This is a genomic window from Streptomyces lunalinharesii, from assembly GCF_039532155.1.
Lineage (GTDB): Bacteria > Actinomycetota > Actinomycetes > Streptomycetales > Streptomycetaceae > Streptomyces > Streptomyces lunalinharesii.
The window spans coordinates 78,936-96,053 of record NZ_BAAARK010000024.1 but is presented as its reverse complement, the minus strand read 5'-3'; the positions used below and the strand labels follow the sequence as shown (position 1 = coordinate 96,053).

Annotated in this window: 12 protein-coding genes and 1 pseudogene; 8 read left to right on the top strand and 5 right to left on the bottom strand. The window is 68.2% G+C overall.

Annotated elements, in window-relative coordinates; translation table 11 throughout:
• Positions 1 to 16: 16 nt before the first annotated feature.
• Positions 17 to 226: a hypothetical protein gene (locus ABD385_RS29455; protein WP_344581791.1), complete on the top strand. Its 210-nt coding sequence runs from the start codon at positions 17 to 19 to the stop codon at positions 224 to 226.
• Between the two features lie 304 nt (positions 227 to 530).
• Positions 531 to 896: a hypothetical protein gene (locus ABD385_RS29450; protein WP_344581789.1), complete on the top strand. Its 366-nt coding sequence runs from the start codon at positions 531 to 533 to the stop codon at positions 894 to 896.
• Positions 897 to 1,064: 168 nt separating this feature from the next.
• Here the strand turns inward: ABD385_RS29450 and ABD385_RS29445 are convergent, their stop codons facing one another.
• Positions 1,065 to 1,766 (bottom strand): NAD(P)-dependent oxidoreductase, encoded by a 702-nt coding sequence (locus tag ABD385_RS29445; RefSeq protein WP_344581787.1) that lies wholly within the window; start codon positions 1,764 to 1,766, stop codon positions 1,065 to 1,067.
• Positions 1,767 to 1,878: 112 nt separating this feature from the next.
• Between ABD385_RS29445 and ABD385_RS29440 the strand changes: the two genes are divergently transcribed.
• The 3 genes and pseudogenes from ABD385_RS29440 to ABD385_RS29430 form a co-directional block, all read left to right on the top strand.
• A complete protein-coding gene (locus tag ABD385_RS29440; protein ID WP_344581785.1) occupies positions 1,879 to 2,598 on the top strand; it encodes a TetR/AcrR family transcriptional regulator in 720 nt (239 codons plus the stop codon).
• A gap of 1,535 nt (positions 2,599 to 4,133) precedes the next feature.
• Positions 4,134 to 4,943 carry a hypothetical protein gene (locus ABD385_RS29435; RefSeq protein WP_344581783.1) on the top strand — a complete coding sequence of 270 codons (810 nt, stop codon included), beginning with the start codon at positions 4,134 to 4,136 and terminating at the stop codon, positions 4,941 to 4,943.
• Positions 4,944 to 5,004: 61 nt separating this feature from the next.
• Positions 5,005 to 5,763 (top strand): annotated as a pseudogene (locus ABD385_RS29430) (aldo/keto reductase); the annotation flags it as partial.
• 780 nt (positions 5,764 to 6,543) lie between these two features.
• Here ABD385_RS29430 and ABD385_RS29425 read toward each other — a convergent pair.
• Positions 6,544 to 9,420: a dsDNA nuclease domain-containing protein gene (locus ABD385_RS29425; protein WP_344581781.1), complete on the bottom strand. Its 2,877-nt coding sequence runs from the start codon at positions 9,418 to 9,420 to the stop codon at positions 6,544 to 6,546.
• Between the two features lie 160 nt (positions 9,421 to 9,580).
• Here ABD385_RS29425 and ABD385_RS29420 point away from each other — a divergent pair, with 160 nt between their 5' ends.
• From ABD385_RS29420 to ABD385_RS29410, 3 genes are all read left to right on the top strand, one after another.
• Complete coding sequence (locus ABD385_RS29420; RefSeq protein ID WP_344581779.1) at positions 9,581 to 11,020, top strand: helix-turn-helix domain-containing protein; 1,440 nt, start codon at positions 9,581 to 9,583, stop codon at positions 11,018 to 11,020.
• Positions 11,021 to 11,122: 102 nt separating this feature from the next.
• Positions 11,123 to 11,983 carry a nucleotidyltransferase domain-containing protein gene (locus ABD385_RS29415; RefSeq protein ID WP_344581777.1) on the top strand — a complete coding sequence of 287 codons (861 nt, stop codon included), beginning with the start codon at positions 11,123 to 11,125 and terminating at the stop codon, positions 11,981 to 11,983.
• Between the two features lie 381 nt (positions 11,984 to 12,364).
• The gene (locus tag ABD385_RS29410) at positions 12,365 to 13,438 is read left to right on the top strand and encodes a helix-turn-helix domain-containing protein (RefSeq protein WP_344581775.1); all 1,074 of its coding nucleotides are present in this window, start codon (positions 12,365 to 12,367) and stop codon (positions 13,436 to 13,438) included.
• Positions 13,439 to 13,633: 195 nt separating this feature from the next.
• Here ABD385_RS29410 and ABD385_RS29405 read toward each other — a convergent pair whose 3' ends face one another.
• From ABD385_RS29405 to ABD385_RS29395, 3 genes are read right to left on the bottom strand one after another with little or no spacing between them, the layout of a single operon-like run.
• The gene (locus ABD385_RS29405) at positions 13,634 to 15,529 is read right to left on the bottom strand and encodes a coiled-coil domain-containing protein (protein ID WP_344581773.1); all 1,896 of its coding nucleotides are present in this window, start codon (positions 15,527 to 15,529) and stop codon (positions 13,634 to 13,636) included.
• Positions 15,522 to 15,998 (bottom strand): ABC-three component system middle component 2, encoded by a 477-nt coding sequence (locus ABD385_RS29400; RefSeq protein WP_344581771.1) that lies wholly within the window; start codon positions 15,996 to 15,998, stop codon positions 15,522 to 15,524. Before ABD385_RS29400 ends, ABD385_RS29405 begins: the two co-directional genes overlap by 8 nt.
• A complete protein-coding gene (locus ABD385_RS29395) occupies positions 15,995 to 17,110 on the bottom strand; it encodes an ABC-three component system protein (RefSeq protein WP_344581769.1) in 1,116 nt (371 codons plus the stop codon). The genes ABD385_RS29400 and ABD385_RS29395 overlap by 4 nt, the downstream gene beginning before the upstream one ends.
• Positions 17,111 to 17,118: the final 8 nt, after the last annotated feature.

Sequence of the window (17,118 nt, the reverse complement as noted above, 5' to 3'; positions counted from 1 at the left end):
GGAACTGCTGACGGCGTTGGAACCCTACGTCGTCCGGCTCGACGGGGGCGTTTCCCAGGCGCTCTACAAGGCGCTGTACCTCGTGTACGCCGCGCACTTGCACGGCGATCCCGCGGCGGCCCTAGCGGAGCTGGCATCCATGAACGCTGACCGCGTCAAGATCCCGGACACCGACGACGGCCGCCGACTCCGAGCCGCCCTCCGCGCCATCAGCTCTCCGGCCTGAGGTTCCTCACGCACATCCGTAACACCATCGGATCCCGCATGCGGCAGGGCGACAGCGGCGGCAGCGGCGCGCCCCGTACGAGCCCGGCACCGCGCGGTTCTCAATCGCACCCGTGCGATGAACCTTGACCTGTCCAAACGTCTCGGTGCCGGCTGGACACTGAAGCAGGGTGAGGGTGACACCGAGAGGCAGACGTGGCTGGTCGAGCGTGACGGTGCGGTGCGCGGTCTGGTCCACCGCTACCACCACTAGGACGGCACCTAGTCCGCCTGCTGCGTACGCCGTCCACCACCACGGTCGTCTCGTGGCGAAGAAGTACCAGCAGGAGTGTAGGAAGCCCCAGGACACGCTGGACGGCGCGCCCGGCCCCGTATCGATCCCGTTCGCCGTGCCGCCGCTCGCCCCTGTCATCTCCAACTCGCTCTACAGGGCGCTGTATCGCCGACACGTCGCGCACGCACGTGGCCACGACCCGGCGGAGCCCTTCACCATGCTCCCCCGGGCCGGTGCCCGTCGCGGGGCTGGCGGGTGGCCTGTGCGCGGTGCGGCGTTCGCGAAACGAGCGGAACGGGTCACGACCGGGCAGTCGTCGCCGGGCGCCGCGCGCTTCCAGGACCGGCACGTCGCCGATCTTGAAGCTCGCATCGCCGAACCGGCACCGAAGTCCTGATATCTCCCGCCCAGTCACTGTGGACGGCCACGGTATTCCCCATGGAGAAGTTCATGGACTTCTCCATGGGGAATACCGAACGCGCCTTCGTGGGCATGCGGTCCTACCGGCACGGCGGCGCGCTTCCGGGGTCATCCGGCAGCTGCGGCGTTGGTCCGCCGACCTCGGTCAGTAGCCGATCGTGAAGCGGCGTTGGACGAAGCGCGGCAGCTCCGCCTCGTCGACGAGAGCGACAGCGGCGTCCTCCATGGAAATCCGGCTGCGCCCGTCCGCGTCGAGGACAGGCTGGTCGCCGCCGATCCTGAACCGGCCCGTACGCTCACCTGGCGCGATGTCCTCCGCAGGGCTGAAGTAGGTCCACAGCCGGTTGGAGGTGCGCAGGACGTTCAGGGCGTCCCGGTGGCCGCGCACCGCGGCGGCATACTCCCTCGGCAGGCCGATCGCGTCCAGGGCCTCGTGCAGGAGTTGGTCGGAGTCGGCCCGGACTACGCCGGGTTCGATCTCCAGGCTGCCGGCGCCGCCGATGACGATGAGCCGGGTCCGTGGGTGGCTCTCCAACGCCTTCAGGAGTACTCGCGCGGCGGTGGCGTACGTCGTCGGATCAGCGATCGAGCGGGCCACGGTGTTGGCCATGTCCTTGGCGGCGTTTCCGGGCTGGAATCCGCTGATCAGCACGTCCAGGCCGGGTATGGCGGCGGCGACACTGTTCACGTCGAGAACGTTGATGCTCTTCCAGACGGCGTTCTTCCGGTCGTCGTCGACCCGCGTGGCGTCGCGGCTGAAGGCCGTGACGTGGTGCCCCCGTTCGAGGGCTTCGGTGACGACGCGACTGCCGATGCCGCCCGTGGCCCCAATGACTCCAATGTGCATGGCTTCTCCCCTTAGTAGCTGCTCATGCTGCCGCTCCTTCGCGACATGGTAACTATACGCCGTGAAGTTTAGATACGGGCAACACTATTGTGACGCTGTAGAGTGAGCGGTCATGGGAAGCGTGGGAAACACCAAGGGGCGCCGTGAGCGACTGCGGGCCGAAACAACCGCCGAGATCAAGAAGGTCGCGCTGGAGTTGATGGCCTCGGGCGGGCCCGACGCGATCACGCTGCGGGCCATCGCGCGCGAGATGGGCATGACGGCCAACGCCATCTACGGTTATTTCGCCACCCGCGACGACCTGGTCACCACGCTGATCAACAACGTCTACACCTCATTGGCCGAAACCGTGAACGCCGCCTGGGGCGCTGCCCCCGTCCAAGACCCGGCCGCCCGGATCGAGGCATGGGCCAGTGCCTTCAGGAACTGGGCACTGGCCAACCCGGAGGGCTTCCGCCTCATCTACGGCGACCCGGTCCCTGGCTACCGGCCCCCCGAGGGCGGCGCCGCCCCGGAAGCCGCCCACCGTGTCTGCACCGGCATCACAGCACTCGCGGCCGCGGCCTGGCCGCACACTGAACCCCGTTACCGGGACAGCGACTTCGAGTGGTCTGACTTCGACCCCGGCCTGCTGGACAAAGTCCGCCCCGCCTTCCCCGACCTGCCCCCGGCCGCCGTGGCTCTTGCCCTGCGCATCTGGAGCCACCTGCACGGCCTGGTGTCATTGGAGATCTACGGTCACCTGCAGACCCAGACCCTAAGTCCGCAAAAGCTCTTCCGCGAAGAACTGGCCCAGCTCATCCGCTCCTTGGGCATCACCCCGCAGAGTTGACGGTCCTGCACAAGTGGCTGCCTGGAGGGCCGTGCCGCACCCACCGGGATGATCCGCAGGCGCTGGCCGAGGCACTGGTTGCCGCTGCCGCAGAAGACGGGGACGGCTACCGCGACGACGCAACTGCCCTGGTGCTCCTACGCCGGCCCAGCTGGAAAACGCCGCCACCGGGGCCGCGGGTCGCGGGTCGCCGCCGCACAGCACCGCACCGTGGTCACCTCCGGACAAGGCGAGCGCGGCGGGACCTGGTCCCGCCGCGCTCCCGCCGATTGGCCCGACTCACCGCTCTCAACCGACGGCTGTGCGTGTGAGGTGTTGCTGTCCGGCCGCCGCGAACCCGCCACGCTGCGGCGAAATGTTGTCCTGCACGTGTAGCCGTCACGTCATCGTTCCTGGGCCGCGCGCATCATCGCGGGCCCGCGGCAGTGCCAGGGCTGCGGGTGCAGTGGGGGTCGCTTGGGGACCTGTGCCCGGGGCCGCGGCTGGCCGCAGGCCCAACCACTGTGCGGTGGTCGACGGTCTGCTCGCCGAGGTCCATCGCTTGGTGCCGCTTACGTGCACCGTCGTGCTGGGCGAGGAGGGTCTGGCGGAGCTCGCTGCCGCGACCGCCCTGCGCCGCCCCGCTGCGCTCTCGGACGGCCAGGGCCCGGTGATGCTGGCCGCTCTCGCGCTGCGCCGCACGGGGTGGCCGGCCGCCGTCGGTTCGCGACCGCGTGCCCCGCTGGTGCCGCGCTCGCCTTCTTCAGGCCGGTGGGGCCGTTGGGGCGTGGGCCCGGGCGTGTCGGGTGTCGCCGGCCTGGGCCGTCTTCGTCTGCCCGTGCTCCGTCTGCTGGCTGCTGCCGGCCGGTGCCGGGTCCTCGTCGGTGGCGTTCGGCCCGCAGGGGCCGGCGGTCGGTCGTCCGTCGCGGTCTTGTCCCTCGGCCGGTGACGTCGCGCCGGCTGCGGCTGCTGCCGGCCGGGCGGACGGTGCCTCGCCGGCGGCCCGGCCGGACCGGTGCCGCGGCGTCGGTCCGCCCGCTTCGCGGACCTGCCAGCGGCGGGTCGACGGGTTCCCGGGCCGGGCCCGTTCGGCTGGCCGTTCGCGTCGGTCCGGTCGCTCGCGTCTGCTCGTCGTCGGCCTGTAACAAATCCACGAAGGATCACTGCATGAGTGATGCGTTGAGCTGCTGATCTAGTGATCGTTGCGGGATTCCTGGTCGTCGTGCCGTATCGATCTGAGCTGGGGTTTCCGTGGAGGTCCGGGAGTCAAAGGGCTCTCTGGAGTGCGAGTTCAGTGATCGTTCCGGAATCTAGTGATCGTCGAAGGATTTTCTATTGCCGGGTGGATCAGACGGAGCGAGTCTGTTCTGGTCAGTGGTGGCGTGGGGGAGTGGGGTGGGCCAAGAGCGGGACTGCGGGCGTGGTCGGTGGTGACGAGCTGGTTGGCTGGCCTCGTGGAATGAGGTTGATCTCTGCGTATCCATGATCAGGGCTTGGCATGGTGCCCGTCGTACCGTTTCTCGGTGGGTGTCAGTGCCCGGTCCTAGGCTGTGGACATGACGTCAGCGAGGTCCAAGCGCCCGGTCGGTGAACTCCCGGGCGATCCCGCCCGGTTGCATCTGCATTACGGTCACGGGCATCCCGCGGTGCCGTACGACTTCGAGGACACTCTGGAGTCCTGGTACGTGAAGGTCACCTATGGGATGGCGGGTGACGAGGAGTGGGAGGACGAGGAGGGCGAGGGAAGCCGTGCTCCGGCTGCGGGCACCGAGGTCGGGCATGTGATCCTGTGGCGGCTGCGTGATGACACCGGTGACAGTGGGTGGGAGGCGGCGGATGCCGAGTCCGGTGATCTCGCGGTCATCGCCTCAGCCGTTCTCGGTCGGTCCGGATACGCGGGCTACAGTGCCGCGTTCGAGAAGGCCGTCACCCATCCCGTCGGTGATCTGCTGATCCTCGACCGTGTCCATCTCGACAGGGCATGGAGGGGCTTCGGGCTGGGACCGATCCTGGCGGCCGAGGCGATCCGCCGGCTGTCCGGCGGCTGTTGTGCGGTGGCGGCGTATCCGGCCATGGGCGAATATCCCGAGGACCGCGAGCAGGTCACCGAGGCGTACCGCCGCCAGGCGAAGAAGAAGATCGCCGCGCTGTGGGAGAGCATCGGCTTCCAGCGGTTCCGCCGCGGGGTCTGGCTCCTGGACACCGCCCTGCGGCAGCCGGAGGAACTCATGCTCGCCCGTCGCGCTGAACTGCACGCGCTCAGCGCGGACTTCCAGCGGTCCGGCCTCTCTCGGAGCGGTCCGGTGGACGCTGTGAACGTCGTGGAAGACGGCAGCGAGGTGTCAGTGGGGCCACGTACGATCTGACTCTTCCTGCGGGCGCTGCAGCGCAGATGGGCAGGCACACCGACGCGGGGGAGCGGGGCAGGAGGACCCCAACCAGCGAGGAGGCTCACGGCGTTGGATCATCCGCGAGGTCGAGAATTCCCTGCGCCGCCTCGGCACCGAGCACATCGACCTCTACCAGGTCCACCGCCCCAGCCCCGACACGGATGTCGCCGAGACCCTCGGCGCCCTCTCCGATCTCGTCCACCAGGGCAAGGTCCGCTACATCGGCTCCTCGTCCTACTCCGGCTCCCAGATCGTCGAGGCCCAATGGGCGTCCTAGGCGCGGAACCTGGAGCGTTTCGTCACCGAGCCGCCGCCGTACTCCATCCTGGTCCGCGGCATCGAGGAAGACGTCCTGCCCACCGTGCGCCGCCACGGTATGGGCACTCTCACCTACAGCCCGCTCTCCGGCGGCTGGCTCTCGGGCCGCTACCGCAAGAACGCCACCGAGGGCCCCGCTTCCGCGGCACGCCCCCAGGCCCGTTTCGACATGAGCACCCCCGCCAACCAGCGCAAGCTCGACGCCGTCGAACAGCTCGCGCTCCTGGCGGAGAAGGCGGGTCTCACTCTGATCGAACTGGCCGTCGCCTTCGTCATCAACCACCCCGGCGTCACCTCGGCGATCATCGGGCCGCGGACCATGGAGCAGCTCGAGGCGTTCCTGCCCGCTGCCGACGTCACGCTGTCGTACGACGTGCTCGATGCCATCGACGAGATCGTCGCACCGGGCGTCACTGTCAACCCGGTCGACAACAGCTATGGCGACTTCGAACTCCGCGCAGACCATCGACGCCGCTGACGCGCTGTGAACCGGCCTGTAGGCCCCGAGCCGGGCGAGCGGCGTTCCTCGGCCAGCACCTGCAACTGGGTGGCCATGCCCGCGGGCCGGTGCTCCTGCCGGACCCACCACGGGGTGTTGTCGTACCCGGGCCATCTGTTGCGGCCTGACTGGAGGTGAGCAGTCCTTCGCTGTCGACCTGCGTGTTGCTCAGTTCGGAGAGCTGAATGCATCGGAGTTGACTGATACTCAGTGCTGGTGTTTTCGGTCCCTGAGCACTGTGAGCTGCGCGTTCGTGGGTGCCCTAACCGGCCTGCTCACTATGAGCGTTGACTGCTCAGTGGGGGAGAGCCGCCGGTAGTGGCGGTCGAGGCAGCGGGCTGAGTGGTGGTCGGCGGCCTTAAAGATGGCTCCTGTCTTGGTCGCGGTCGTCCTGTTCACCCCGAGCGAGACACCAGCCCGCCGACTCGGTCAGCTCATCCAGGCATGGCGCATTCCCACCGAAGCGCCCATCCGGCCCGAGCCCGTGCAGCCCCCCGCGTCTCCATCTCCTCCTGCCCAAGACGGCAGATGACAGCGTCCCCAGTCCTGCGAGATGCGAGCGGCTGGTCAACACACTCGTCTCCCCTCCCGAGCACGCTCTGGTCTCTGGCCCATTGGCCTGACTGCCGTGGCGGGTGGCGTCGCGACATCCCACGTCGCAGCATCCGGCAAGCAGCCGAAATCCAGGGCGCCCCCTCCTCCGCCCATCGGCCATCATGATCTTGACCAGGCCGCGGAGGCCGTGGAGCTGCTGCGTGCTCAGTAGCCGACTGAGAGCTCGTCGGTGATCTGCCGACCGCGCCCGTCTCCCAGATCGTCCAGCGCCAGGGCGGCGGCAATGCACCAGTCGAGCCAGTCCGGATCACCACGGTAGTCCTCGATCAGTATGTGCAGCGCGCGAACGGCCGCTTCAGGGTCCAGGGTTGCGAGCCGCCTCGCCGCGTCGAGGCGGTCGTCGAAATGGAGGTCCGCCGCTTCGGCGAGGTACCCCAGGGCGCGGCAGACGCGCTCGTCGCCGGAAGACAGGAGTACTTCAGCAGCTCGTACCCGGACGGAGCCGTACAGGTCGGGATCGTGGACGAGCCGGTAGCAGGCATCTTCCCCTCGTGGCGGGTCCAACTCCAGCAGCCGTCTGGCAGCGAGGAGGCGGTCGCTGAAGTCTGGGCTGTGGGGGTCCTCGTTGAACTCATCGTCCAGACCTTGATCGTCCGCCAGCATCTCCAACGCGGTGGTGCCCTGCTGCAGGTCCAGTTCCGCCAGCACGGCCGCTGCCCAGACACGCGGGGTGGCCTCGCCATCGGGATCCGCGCACGCTGTTGCCATCGCCTGCGCGGCCGCCTGGATCAGTGGTTTCCACTGGCCGGTGAGCAGGGTGCCCAGGGACAGCAGGGTGGCGATCAGCAGGCACCCGCGGATGTTGTCGGGCACCGCCAGGGCCTCGAGGCAGGGGGCGGGATCGGTGGGCGGGGCGGTTCCGGGGTCGATGAGGAACCCGATGTAGGAGGCGGTGTCCAGCGGCGCACCCCACGGGTTTGTTCCTCCATCTTCCTTCCAGGGGCCGAGCAGCCGGTTGAGCTCACGGGCATGGGAAGTGGGGTCGCGTGCGAGGTGGCGTGCAGCGCAGTGCTCCTGAAAGGTCTGGTGGAGAAAGGTGAAACCGTCCCCAGCGCGGGTGAGCAGCCCGCTGCGCCCAAGGACCGAGGACAGGAATTCGTTCCAGTCGTCTTCCGGAACGGCGCGGGGGCGCCGGGCGTCGTCCAGGGCGGCCAGCGCGGCAGCCCAGGACGCTTCGCTGCCGCTGTGATGGCCGAACGCCAGGCTGTCGATCGTTTCCGGCAGCTGATCGAGCAGGTCATGGGCCCGCGACATGGCCGTGGGGCCGAAACGTGCAAGGGCGGCTTCGGCCTGGCTGCGGACGCCCGACTGGTCCCTGCCGCTCATACGGCGGTGCAGCAGGTCGGTGAACTTCGCGTACAGAGCCCCGCGGGTGTCCGGCAGCGACTGCCCGGGATCTGCGGCGTACAGCTGGCATAACATCGTGGCCATGAGCGGAGTGAGGGCGAAATCGGTGAGGTAGGCGTCGTCCAGCACACGGACGAACCGGCCTGCCGCGTCGCGGGAGTCGGGTATGCCCAAGCTGTCCAGGATGCGCCGGGCCGCCTCGGACAGTTCGCTGCGGGAGAAGGGCATCACCTGGTAGCGGGGCACGTCAGGGCCCAGGACGCGCAGTTCCTTCTCGGGAAGCGGCCGGCTGGCCACGACGAACCGGTACAGGGGGTCGGGCTCGGAGGCGAAGTTCGTCAGGGTATGCAGGAGGTTCTGCCTGTCGTCCCGGTCGGTGATCTCATCGAGTCCGTCGACGAGCACGAGCCAGCAGGCGCCCGGGGCAGGCCTGTTGAGAAAGAGCTCGTCGGACAGCGTCCGCTGCAGTGCGAAAGTGGCCAGCTGTCTGGTTGCCGCTGCCGCCAGAGCGCTGGGCAGGGGAGAGCCGAGCAGCGCCGTGGCCGGCACTGTCACCCCGAGCAGCCCCTGGCCCCCGGGGGCGGGCCAGCGCTCGGCCGAGTCAGCTTGCACAGCGCGCAGGAGGCTGGACTTCCCGCCGCCCGGTCCGGCAAGCACCAGACACACGGGTGCGCGCCCCGGGAGCGCTGCGGCCCCTGCAACATCGTCGGCAGACCGGTCCGCCGCACGGCCGCTCGGCTGCCCGCTCTCAGGTGTGATCCGCTGCAGGCGCTGAGGCACGTAGACAGAACTCAGCGACGGCATGGACAGTGACTCGGCCCCGGGATAGGGATGTATTTGTGCTGCACGCCGGCTCGCGCGCAGCACGTAGTCGGCCAGGTCCAGGCGGTCCAGGCGCAGCGCGACGTCGCGGAGTTTCTGCGGCGTCAGGCGCTTGCGCAGGACCCTCTCCGGCACATTGAGCCGCGTCACCAGCGCCTGCCAATGCGGTCCCAGACGCCCACCCATCGCGAGCCTGACCCGGTTGAGGAGATCCGCGTGCATAGCCTCGGCTTCTCCGACCCGAAGATGCGGGGCCAGATCGAAGAGCGCATCGCGATTGCGGCGCTCCAGCTCGTATCGGTCCGGCAGTTCCTCGATGCGAACCAGCCGCAGGAACCCCGCAGTCTCGGCAGCGTTCGCACCGAGGTACCTGGCGATCCTGTCCAGCCGCTCTGCGCTGTCACCTCCCCGCCCCTGCGCGACGGCCCGCACATCAGCGTCGGAGCTCAGCACACCCTCCACGCCGACCGTCAGGACGTACGTGAGATCCTGGTGTTCTCTCAAGACCTGATGGGTGCGCAGAAGGCTCGCCAGAGCCTTGCTCCTGAGGACGCCGAACAAGGTCCAATTCTTCTGCCCCTCACGGGACTTGATCTGCTGGAAGTCCCACAGCGCTGCTCCGCCCGGCACCGTGCCGTCGGTCCGGGCGACTAGGACATCCTCGAAATGCTCACACGTCACATGGAGCACTCCGCCACCCGCCAGCATCTCCATCACCGCGCGGAGGCCGCCCTGCGCCTGATAGGCGAAGCGCTCCTCGGTTGCCGACCCCGTGTCGTCGGGCGCCGGAAGATGGCCCGGATCCTGCATCCCCGACGTCCCCCTGTGGGCCGGTCCCTGGCACAGCAGCATAGTGACAATGTGTCATGCGGACTGCAGGTCGGCGCCGGGGCACCGGCTGGAGGAAATGCCCGTGACCGGCCGGCCGGCGAGGCCGTGATTTTAGCGTCCATCGTCCCACGTGCTGCTTCGGTGACCATCCAAGGGCGCGCTGTCGTACCCCTCGTGCAAGATGGAGGACTGCCTCTACACCACGGTGCGGCGGCAGTTGGGGACTGTTGTACTCAAGGGGGAGTTCGTGTTCCAGCGTCATCTTCACCGTCATGACGACGTCAATCTGGTCATGTCCGCGCTGGGGAACGATCCCCAGTGCCTGCCGGTCCTAATCGAACTGGGTGTGACGCTGCGGCGGGACGTGGCTTCGGCGCTGCGGGAGGTTATCGCGACCGGAGTGTGGCAGAGCGACTTCCGTGTCCGCAGCGCTGTGGCCCACTGGCGTGAGGAACCCCGCTTCCAGGTCTTCCTCGACCACGGGCTCGAAAAGCGCCGCAACCGCGGTCCCAAATATGAGCACCTGGACGCCGCTCTGCTGACGTTCCCCGAGGCCCGTGCCGCTCTCTACCGGGTGAGCGCGGCGGAATGCCCGCAGCACTGCCGAACGGAGACCGCCACCTTTGCCGAGGACCGGCATGTGGATGACTACCGCGAGGCACTGTTCGGCTGGTACGCCGCCATCCAGCACGCGCACGCCTGCGTAGTGAGGGCGGCACGCTGGTTCGCGGGCGCGCAACCGTCCGACTCCCGCCGGCCTGAGGCCTTCACTCACTGGATGAGCGGAACGCGGCGCCGCCCCTGCGGTACCGTGCGGGAGACGGCCCCGACCGCCCAGCGCGCCTTGCAGGAAATCATCCTGATGATGCACGCCTGGAGTCCGCACACCTTCGAAGCTATCGACGTGGCCTTCCAGAAGGCGGAGGGACAAGACGCATCCCACGCCTGGGGCGGCAGTTTCGAGCCCGCCGGCCGGCCCGAAGCCCAGGCGGCCGCGGAGGCACTCGCGAGGGTCTTGTCCCCACGGGAACGCCAGCAGGTCCGGGACGTCATCGACGGGATCGAGAGCGACGACGAGTACCGAGACATGGACCTCGCGAAGGACAGCACGCTGGCCTGCACCAGCGACCGGCACCGCGCCTACGGCGCTGGCCCCGGTGAGCGCGAGGACTGCGCCACGGCCCGAGGCCGCGTGTACGAGGAGGCCTCCCAGCCCTGGAGTGAGGGCGTCGACCGCGAGGCCGACGCTGCCCGGCTGGCCCGGTTCCTACTCGGACCCCGTACCGACCGAATCCAGGCCGCCCTTGCCACGGCTCGGGCCGCCGTTGCCCGGGAGACCACCGAGAGGGCGCCGCAGGTCTGGCATGACAACGCCGAACACCTTCGGGAAGCCCGCGAAGCCGCAGGACTCGATCTCCACGACGCCGCCGGACACCTGGGCATCAAGTCCGCCACGCTCGAGCGCTTCGAACAAGCAGCGGGCAAGCTCCCCGGACGCCCGGTCTCCCTCGGCTACCTCCAACTCCTCGCCCTGACCTGCACCCAGGCGGGCCGCACCGCTCCCGCCTGCATCCCGCAGGCCGTCTCCCAGCCGGTGATCTCACTGCCGACCACCCTGTAAGACACCACCGCACCCACATCCCTGGCCGGGCGCCCTGCGGCAGACCGGCTAAACCACAGACCCAGGTGCACCGGCACCGGAACCGACCAGCGGAGGTCTTCCGTGAAACGCGAGCGCGCCACCACACTCGTGAACGACATGCTCGACCGGCTGGAGGAGGGAGGCTGGCCGCTGGACCTCATCGACGAGATCCTCGTCTTCGGCTCCTACGCACGCGGCGCACTGAACCCCTCAGACGTCGACCTGGTCGTCGAGCACCGCAGGGACGACCGCCTCACCTCCGAATTCCTTCACGCCCTGTCCTACGGCCGCGACCCTTCCGCCTCGATGAAACGCGCCCTCAAGAGCAGCAGCCGCGGCCTGCAGATCCACTTCGGCGAACGCAAGACCCTCGAAGCGGAAGGATTCGCACTGACCCCGCTGTGGAACCGGGGCGAACCCATCGACGCCGCCCGCGCCCGGCTCGCCGCCATCACCCCCGACCCCGCGGCAGGCCGGGCCCCACGCGACCACATGCTCGAAGCCTTCGACGGCATCGACCGCTGGGTCCCGCGCCCAGTCCGCATCACCCTCACCGAACTCGTCGACCGCAAAGCCGCCACCATCCGCCAACTCCAGCTCCCCGACGCCGACCCCGCCCATCCCGCAGCCCACGAGGCGCTCACCCGCTGGACCGATACCAGCCCGCTGCGCCGCGCCGCAGCAGCCGCCCTCGCCCATCTCGAGGCCACCTCCCGCCCCCTCGACTCCGTCTACCTAAACGGGGAGCCGGTCATCGGTAGCCGCTACAGCGACACCACATGGCAGATCGGCATCGGATTCGGCTGGAGCCACTACCGCAGCATCTCCCACCACCTGCAGGAGGGCACCGACTGGTTCGAGGTCGTCCGCCCCACACACGCCCAGCCCCTGCACACCCTCCACATCACCGTCCAGGACCGCTCCGCCCTACCCTGCCTGTGACGAGAACGCCCATGCACAGGTGAGTCCTGGTCGGCCAGCGCTGAACAAGGGGACACGGCAGTCTCAGGCATCTGATGCTCCAACTCCAGTCACAGCAACAGCACTTGGAGTACTCGCGAGTGTTGCCAGCGTGCGATAACGAGAGGCGCTGAAGATCACTTCCCATCCAGTCGGAGACCGTTCCTGAGCGGGAAGACGTACAGGCGCTCGCTCAGCTGCGCGCGCTCCGTCAAGGCCGAAGTCCGACCCCGGAGCGAATGGGTGCAGGCTCACTCCGCCATGCATGCCGCGGCCACTCCATTTATGTCAACATCAAATGAGCACTCAATGAGTGCTAAAATTGATCGAGGTTGTCTGTCAGGCGCGCGAAGGGGAGTGGGCATGGTCAAGGAGTCGGCGAACAACGCGGTGAAGCGGCGTCGCGCCGAGCTGAACCTCACGCAGCAGGAGGCGGCGCGACGCGCTGACGTATCTCTGGCGACCTGGCGGCGCTTTGAGAACAACGCAGGCAACGCCAGCGCACTGGAGGGGTTCCGGGCGGACAACCTGCAAGGAATCGCCCGGGCGCTGAAGATCGGCGTCCCCGTGCTGAGGCAGCTGGCTGGCGCCGACGGCACCACCGTGGCTATGCCCAGCGCCGACGGGCTCACCGAGATCGACCAGTCGGTCAGTGACGTTGTGCAACTGTTCAACCGGTCTTTCACAGGTGACCCGCTCACCCCGGTAGATGCCATGGCCCTGGCCAACACCGTCGACTTCTCCGATTTCGCCCCTGCTCGGGACGGCAAGCTGCACCTGGACACCTCGTTCAGCTACGAGTTCGCTGCTTACCTGAAGGGCGAGGCGACGATCCGGGACGTCGGCCTGCTTCGCGACCTACCCGAACTGGCGCTTACACAGGTCAACAACCACTGGCTGGTGCGCATGGGGGAGCGCATCATGCGGATCGGCAGCGAACTGGGAGAAGGGCGTGTTCCCCGCCCGCAGTGCCTTGCCGACGAGTACGCCCTGTGGATCGTCATCCAGAACACCGACCCGCCTCAGCTCGGCGACGTCCTCGACATGTCCCCCGGACTTCGGGATGCGGACGACGTGTTCGGCTACGACCCCGACGTCGATGAACCCGACGACGAGCGCGCGATCCGGGAGGACTGGATGAACCGCATGGTGGGCGGCCTCCTCCCGCCGGACGAAAGCCACAGTCATCGGCGGTATGACCTGACCCTCATGGAGGCGTACGGACAGGGCATCTACGACCCCAGCGACCCCCGCCACCCTCTTCGCTGGTTCGACCGGGACGACCTGCGTGAACGGTGTGAGTCGGAGCTGGCCTTCGTGAGACTGTCGAAAGAGGAACAGGAAGCACGGACCGCCGAAGCACTCAACCGCATGTCAGAGTTGCTGCGCCCGGGAACAGCCGACAACTCCACTACTGACTTCGGCGCTTCAAGGTGATGGTGGTGGGATGTCGAGCGGGAACCGGGTCCCGGCGATGAAGCCGTCGCAGGCCGCCCGGGCGCTTTTAGCTCCGCCCAGGCCGCCTCCTTCCACGCGGTGATGGCCTGCTCGTCACGTTTCGCGGCCCTGCGAGCAGTGAACCGCCCTGGCTCGAGTGGAGGCACCGGCCCGGGTGAGAGGTGGACACCGCCTTCACCGCCAGTACGCCGGAGGAGTCGCTGATGCTGCTGTATCCGAGTACTGCGTCGGCGAAGACGAAGACGTGAGAGGGAAGAACCCGAAGCGCTGGCCGTGGGCCTCGCGGCTGAACATGTAGACCTGCGCCTGATCGAGGATGTCCGACGGTGGGTCGGTGTTCTCCACGACGATGGCCTGGCCGCGGAAGGCGTTGAGCAGATGCCGGTAGAAGTGCTGGGGCACGCTCTGGCGCAGATCCGCCTCCCGCACCCCGGGTTCCCGGAAGGTGACCAGGGGGGAGTCCAGCACGATGAAGCCGGGATGGCTGCGCCGTTGCTCCAGGCAGTAGTCGGCCAGAGCTGTGGTGAAGGCGGCGTGCAGGACGGCGCGCATGCCCTTGCCGTGGCCGGAGCGGGACCTGTCGCCCACATACAGCTCCGCCGTGTACTGGTCGTAGGCCACCTCCTCCTCCCGCCGTACCCGCCAGGCATCCAGCGTCCGCTCGACGGTGCGATCGAAGCCGGTCAGTGTGGCGGGCGGGATGCCGCGGCTGGGCTGCCCGCCCGGCTGGGCCTCTTCGGAGACCAGTTGCGCTCTGACGTCTTCCAACTCCTCGATCCGTGCGTGCAGGCCGAGTTCTTTCTCCAGACGGGAGCGGGTGGCCATCACCTCGGTCACCTCGTCCTGCAGGGGGGTGAGTTCCTCGCGTTCGATGCGGGTGATCTCGGCGTCCGCCTGCTCGGCCAAGGCGGCTTGCACGGCCTGGTCTCCGGCCACGTACTCGCGCTGAGAGCGCAGGTCGTCGATGGTGAGCAGCAGGTCGGCCAGGAGCGTGCGGGTCTTGGTGCTTTCCGCGGTGACGGCCTGGTGCAGGGCGGTGGTTTCCATGGCGTCGTGACCGGCTTGCTGGTGGTGGGGCTCTGCGCCGCAGAACACGCACGGGCCGCTGCGGAAGTAGCCGAGCAGGCTGCCGGCCTCGCTGACCATGCCCAGGCGGGCCAGGTCGGACTCGTACTGGGCGCGCAGCAGCTCGAACCGGCCCAGCAGGTCATCCGTCTCTGCCAGGCGCTGCGCGTAGCGGGCCAGCGCCACGGACAGGGTCGCGCGGTCGGAGGCCGCCTGCGTGTGGCGGCGGGTAACGTCCCGCAGCGACTCGGCGCGGTCTTCTTGATGTTCCAGCAGCCGCCGCAGCTGTTGCTGCAGCTGACTCTGGTTGGCCTCGCGTGAGGACAGTTGGCGCTGCAGTCCGAGGATCAGATCGTCCAGCAGGCTGATCTTGCCTTTGTGGACGCGGCGCTGTGCCTGGTTGAGGCGGCTGGGCGAGGGCTGCTCGCCCGCCCCGGTGAGCAGGAGCTTGAAGGCCGACTTGTGCGCGGTCTGGCCGCTGGTGCCCGAGGTGCGCAGGACGGGGGAGACCTTCGAGACCATGCGGGTTTCGCTGATCAGGCATAGGTGCAGCAGGTCCCGGAAGCCGGCGAGTTTGGTGCCCCCGGAGTCGTTGGTGGCCAGCAGCGAGCCGTCGAGCCCGATGCGCTCCATCAGGTAACGGGAGAGGTTCTTGGTGGTCCGGGGGCTGTGCTGGGCCGAGAGCACCAGGTCCGGCGACCGGTAGACGAGGTCGCGGATATCTTCCTCGAAGATGCTGACCCGCCCGGACTGAGGCGCTCGCATCAGGGTGATGACCGATGCGTCGGGCAAGGCGATGCCCAGCAGGATCTGTGAGTAGCCCTCGGCCTCGGGGATGAGGTTCAGCTTGCGGGCGCCGAGCATGTAGTCGATCGACTCGGTGACGAAGGACTTGCCGGTGTCCGAGGCACCGTAGACGATCGTCAGGCGGGGATCGAAGTCCACGCGGGCCGTCTGGCGGCCCATGCCGGCGTAGGTCAGATGCAGCAGGCGCAGCTCAGTCATCATCGCCTCCTCGGCGCGGCAGACGGCTCTCGAACGTGTCCATCCACTGCTGTGTGATGTCGTCCGTGGCGGCGCGGCTGTCGGCCGGGGCGCCATAGTGGAAGGCCAGCGCCCACTGCGCCCGCTCCCGCAGGGCTCCGAGATACGGGGCCTCGAGCAGGTCGAGGAAGCCCGGGCCTTCCTCGCTCGCCCGGTACATCAGTCCGCCGTTGTCCGCCTGCACGTCGGCCAGCCCCGCCCGCATCAGCACCACCAGTCCCTGCTCGAGCAGCTGGCGCTTCATGGCCAGTTCGCCCGGGCCGGCCGGCAGTGACGGGTGCACGCTGGGCGGCCCGTCCATCTCGCCGCTGTGCAGCATCGCGTAATCCAGATACACCAGTTGAGCCAGGTCCAGCGGCTGGGGAAAGGAGGCGGCGAGCAGCACCAGAGCACGCACACCGACCTCCAGCGGGCTGTTGAGCGCTCTCACGTCTCCTCCTCGACCCAGGCCAGCCGGTCGTCGTTGGCGAGCTGGTGACAGATGCCCATGCGGTCAATGGGCTCCACCACGTGGACCAGGACATTCGTTCCCAGCTGCATGTCGCGTGCCGCGTCCTGCACCGAGTTGAGCCGGTCGAATCCGGTGGCGAAGTCCCGCCAGGTCACATTGACGACACCGTCGTAAACGTTCTTCTGCAGCGATTCGAAGGTGCCCTCCGGCACGCTGTCGCGGGCGAACACCCGCAGTTGCTCGGCGCAGTAGAAGGCTTCCCGCTGGTGCTGCAGGTGAGGGCCCGCCTTGGAGTGGGCGCGAACCTGCCCCATCGCTCCGGGGTCGCAGCCCCACTTCTCCTGGTAGACGTCCAGGAGCTTTTGGATATACCGGGTTTCTACCGGTGTGTGCTCCGGCGGGGGCGCCTGACGGGCCTCGCGGTCAGGTAGCCGCGTGCCGAACCTGCGTACGTGATACGGCGTGGTGGCGTGCTGCTCGAGGATCCGGTCGAGATTGGCCGCCTCGAAGCGGGCGAAGTCCGTCTGCCGGGCCAGTTCCAGCGCCGCGCCGAGCGGATCTGCGCCGTACTCCGTGGTCAGCCGGTCGGTGCCCTTGGCAGCCCAGTCGAGGAACGACTCCTTCAGTTCCGCGGGTTTGGCCAGCAGTTGCGTGAGGGAGGCGCCGATCCTGGGTGCCACGAAGACGTAACGCTCGGGTAGTGTGTGGTACTTGCCGCCGGCCACCACTGCGATGATCTTCAGTATCTCAACATAGGCAATGGCCGGGGTGAGCGCCTTCCCGTAGTGCTTGCACTGATAGCAATGCCACCGGTCGTCCGTCCGGTGCGCCGTGAGGAACGCGGCGACATCGGCGCCGCCGTCGTGGGCGCCGCCCAGCTGCATCACGTCCACGTATCCCTCCTCCTTCAGCGCCAGCAGCCACTCGTAGACGAACTCCTCGAACTGAGTCGGCGAGTGATGCGCAAGGATCTGCTTAGGCGTCACCGCGGGGCCTGTCGCCATCATGGGGGACAGCACCGTCACTGGGACCTGCGACGGCTTCGGGACCTCGGAGAACAGCGGCTCGGCGGAGCCGTCAGGTGAACTCATGCATCCCC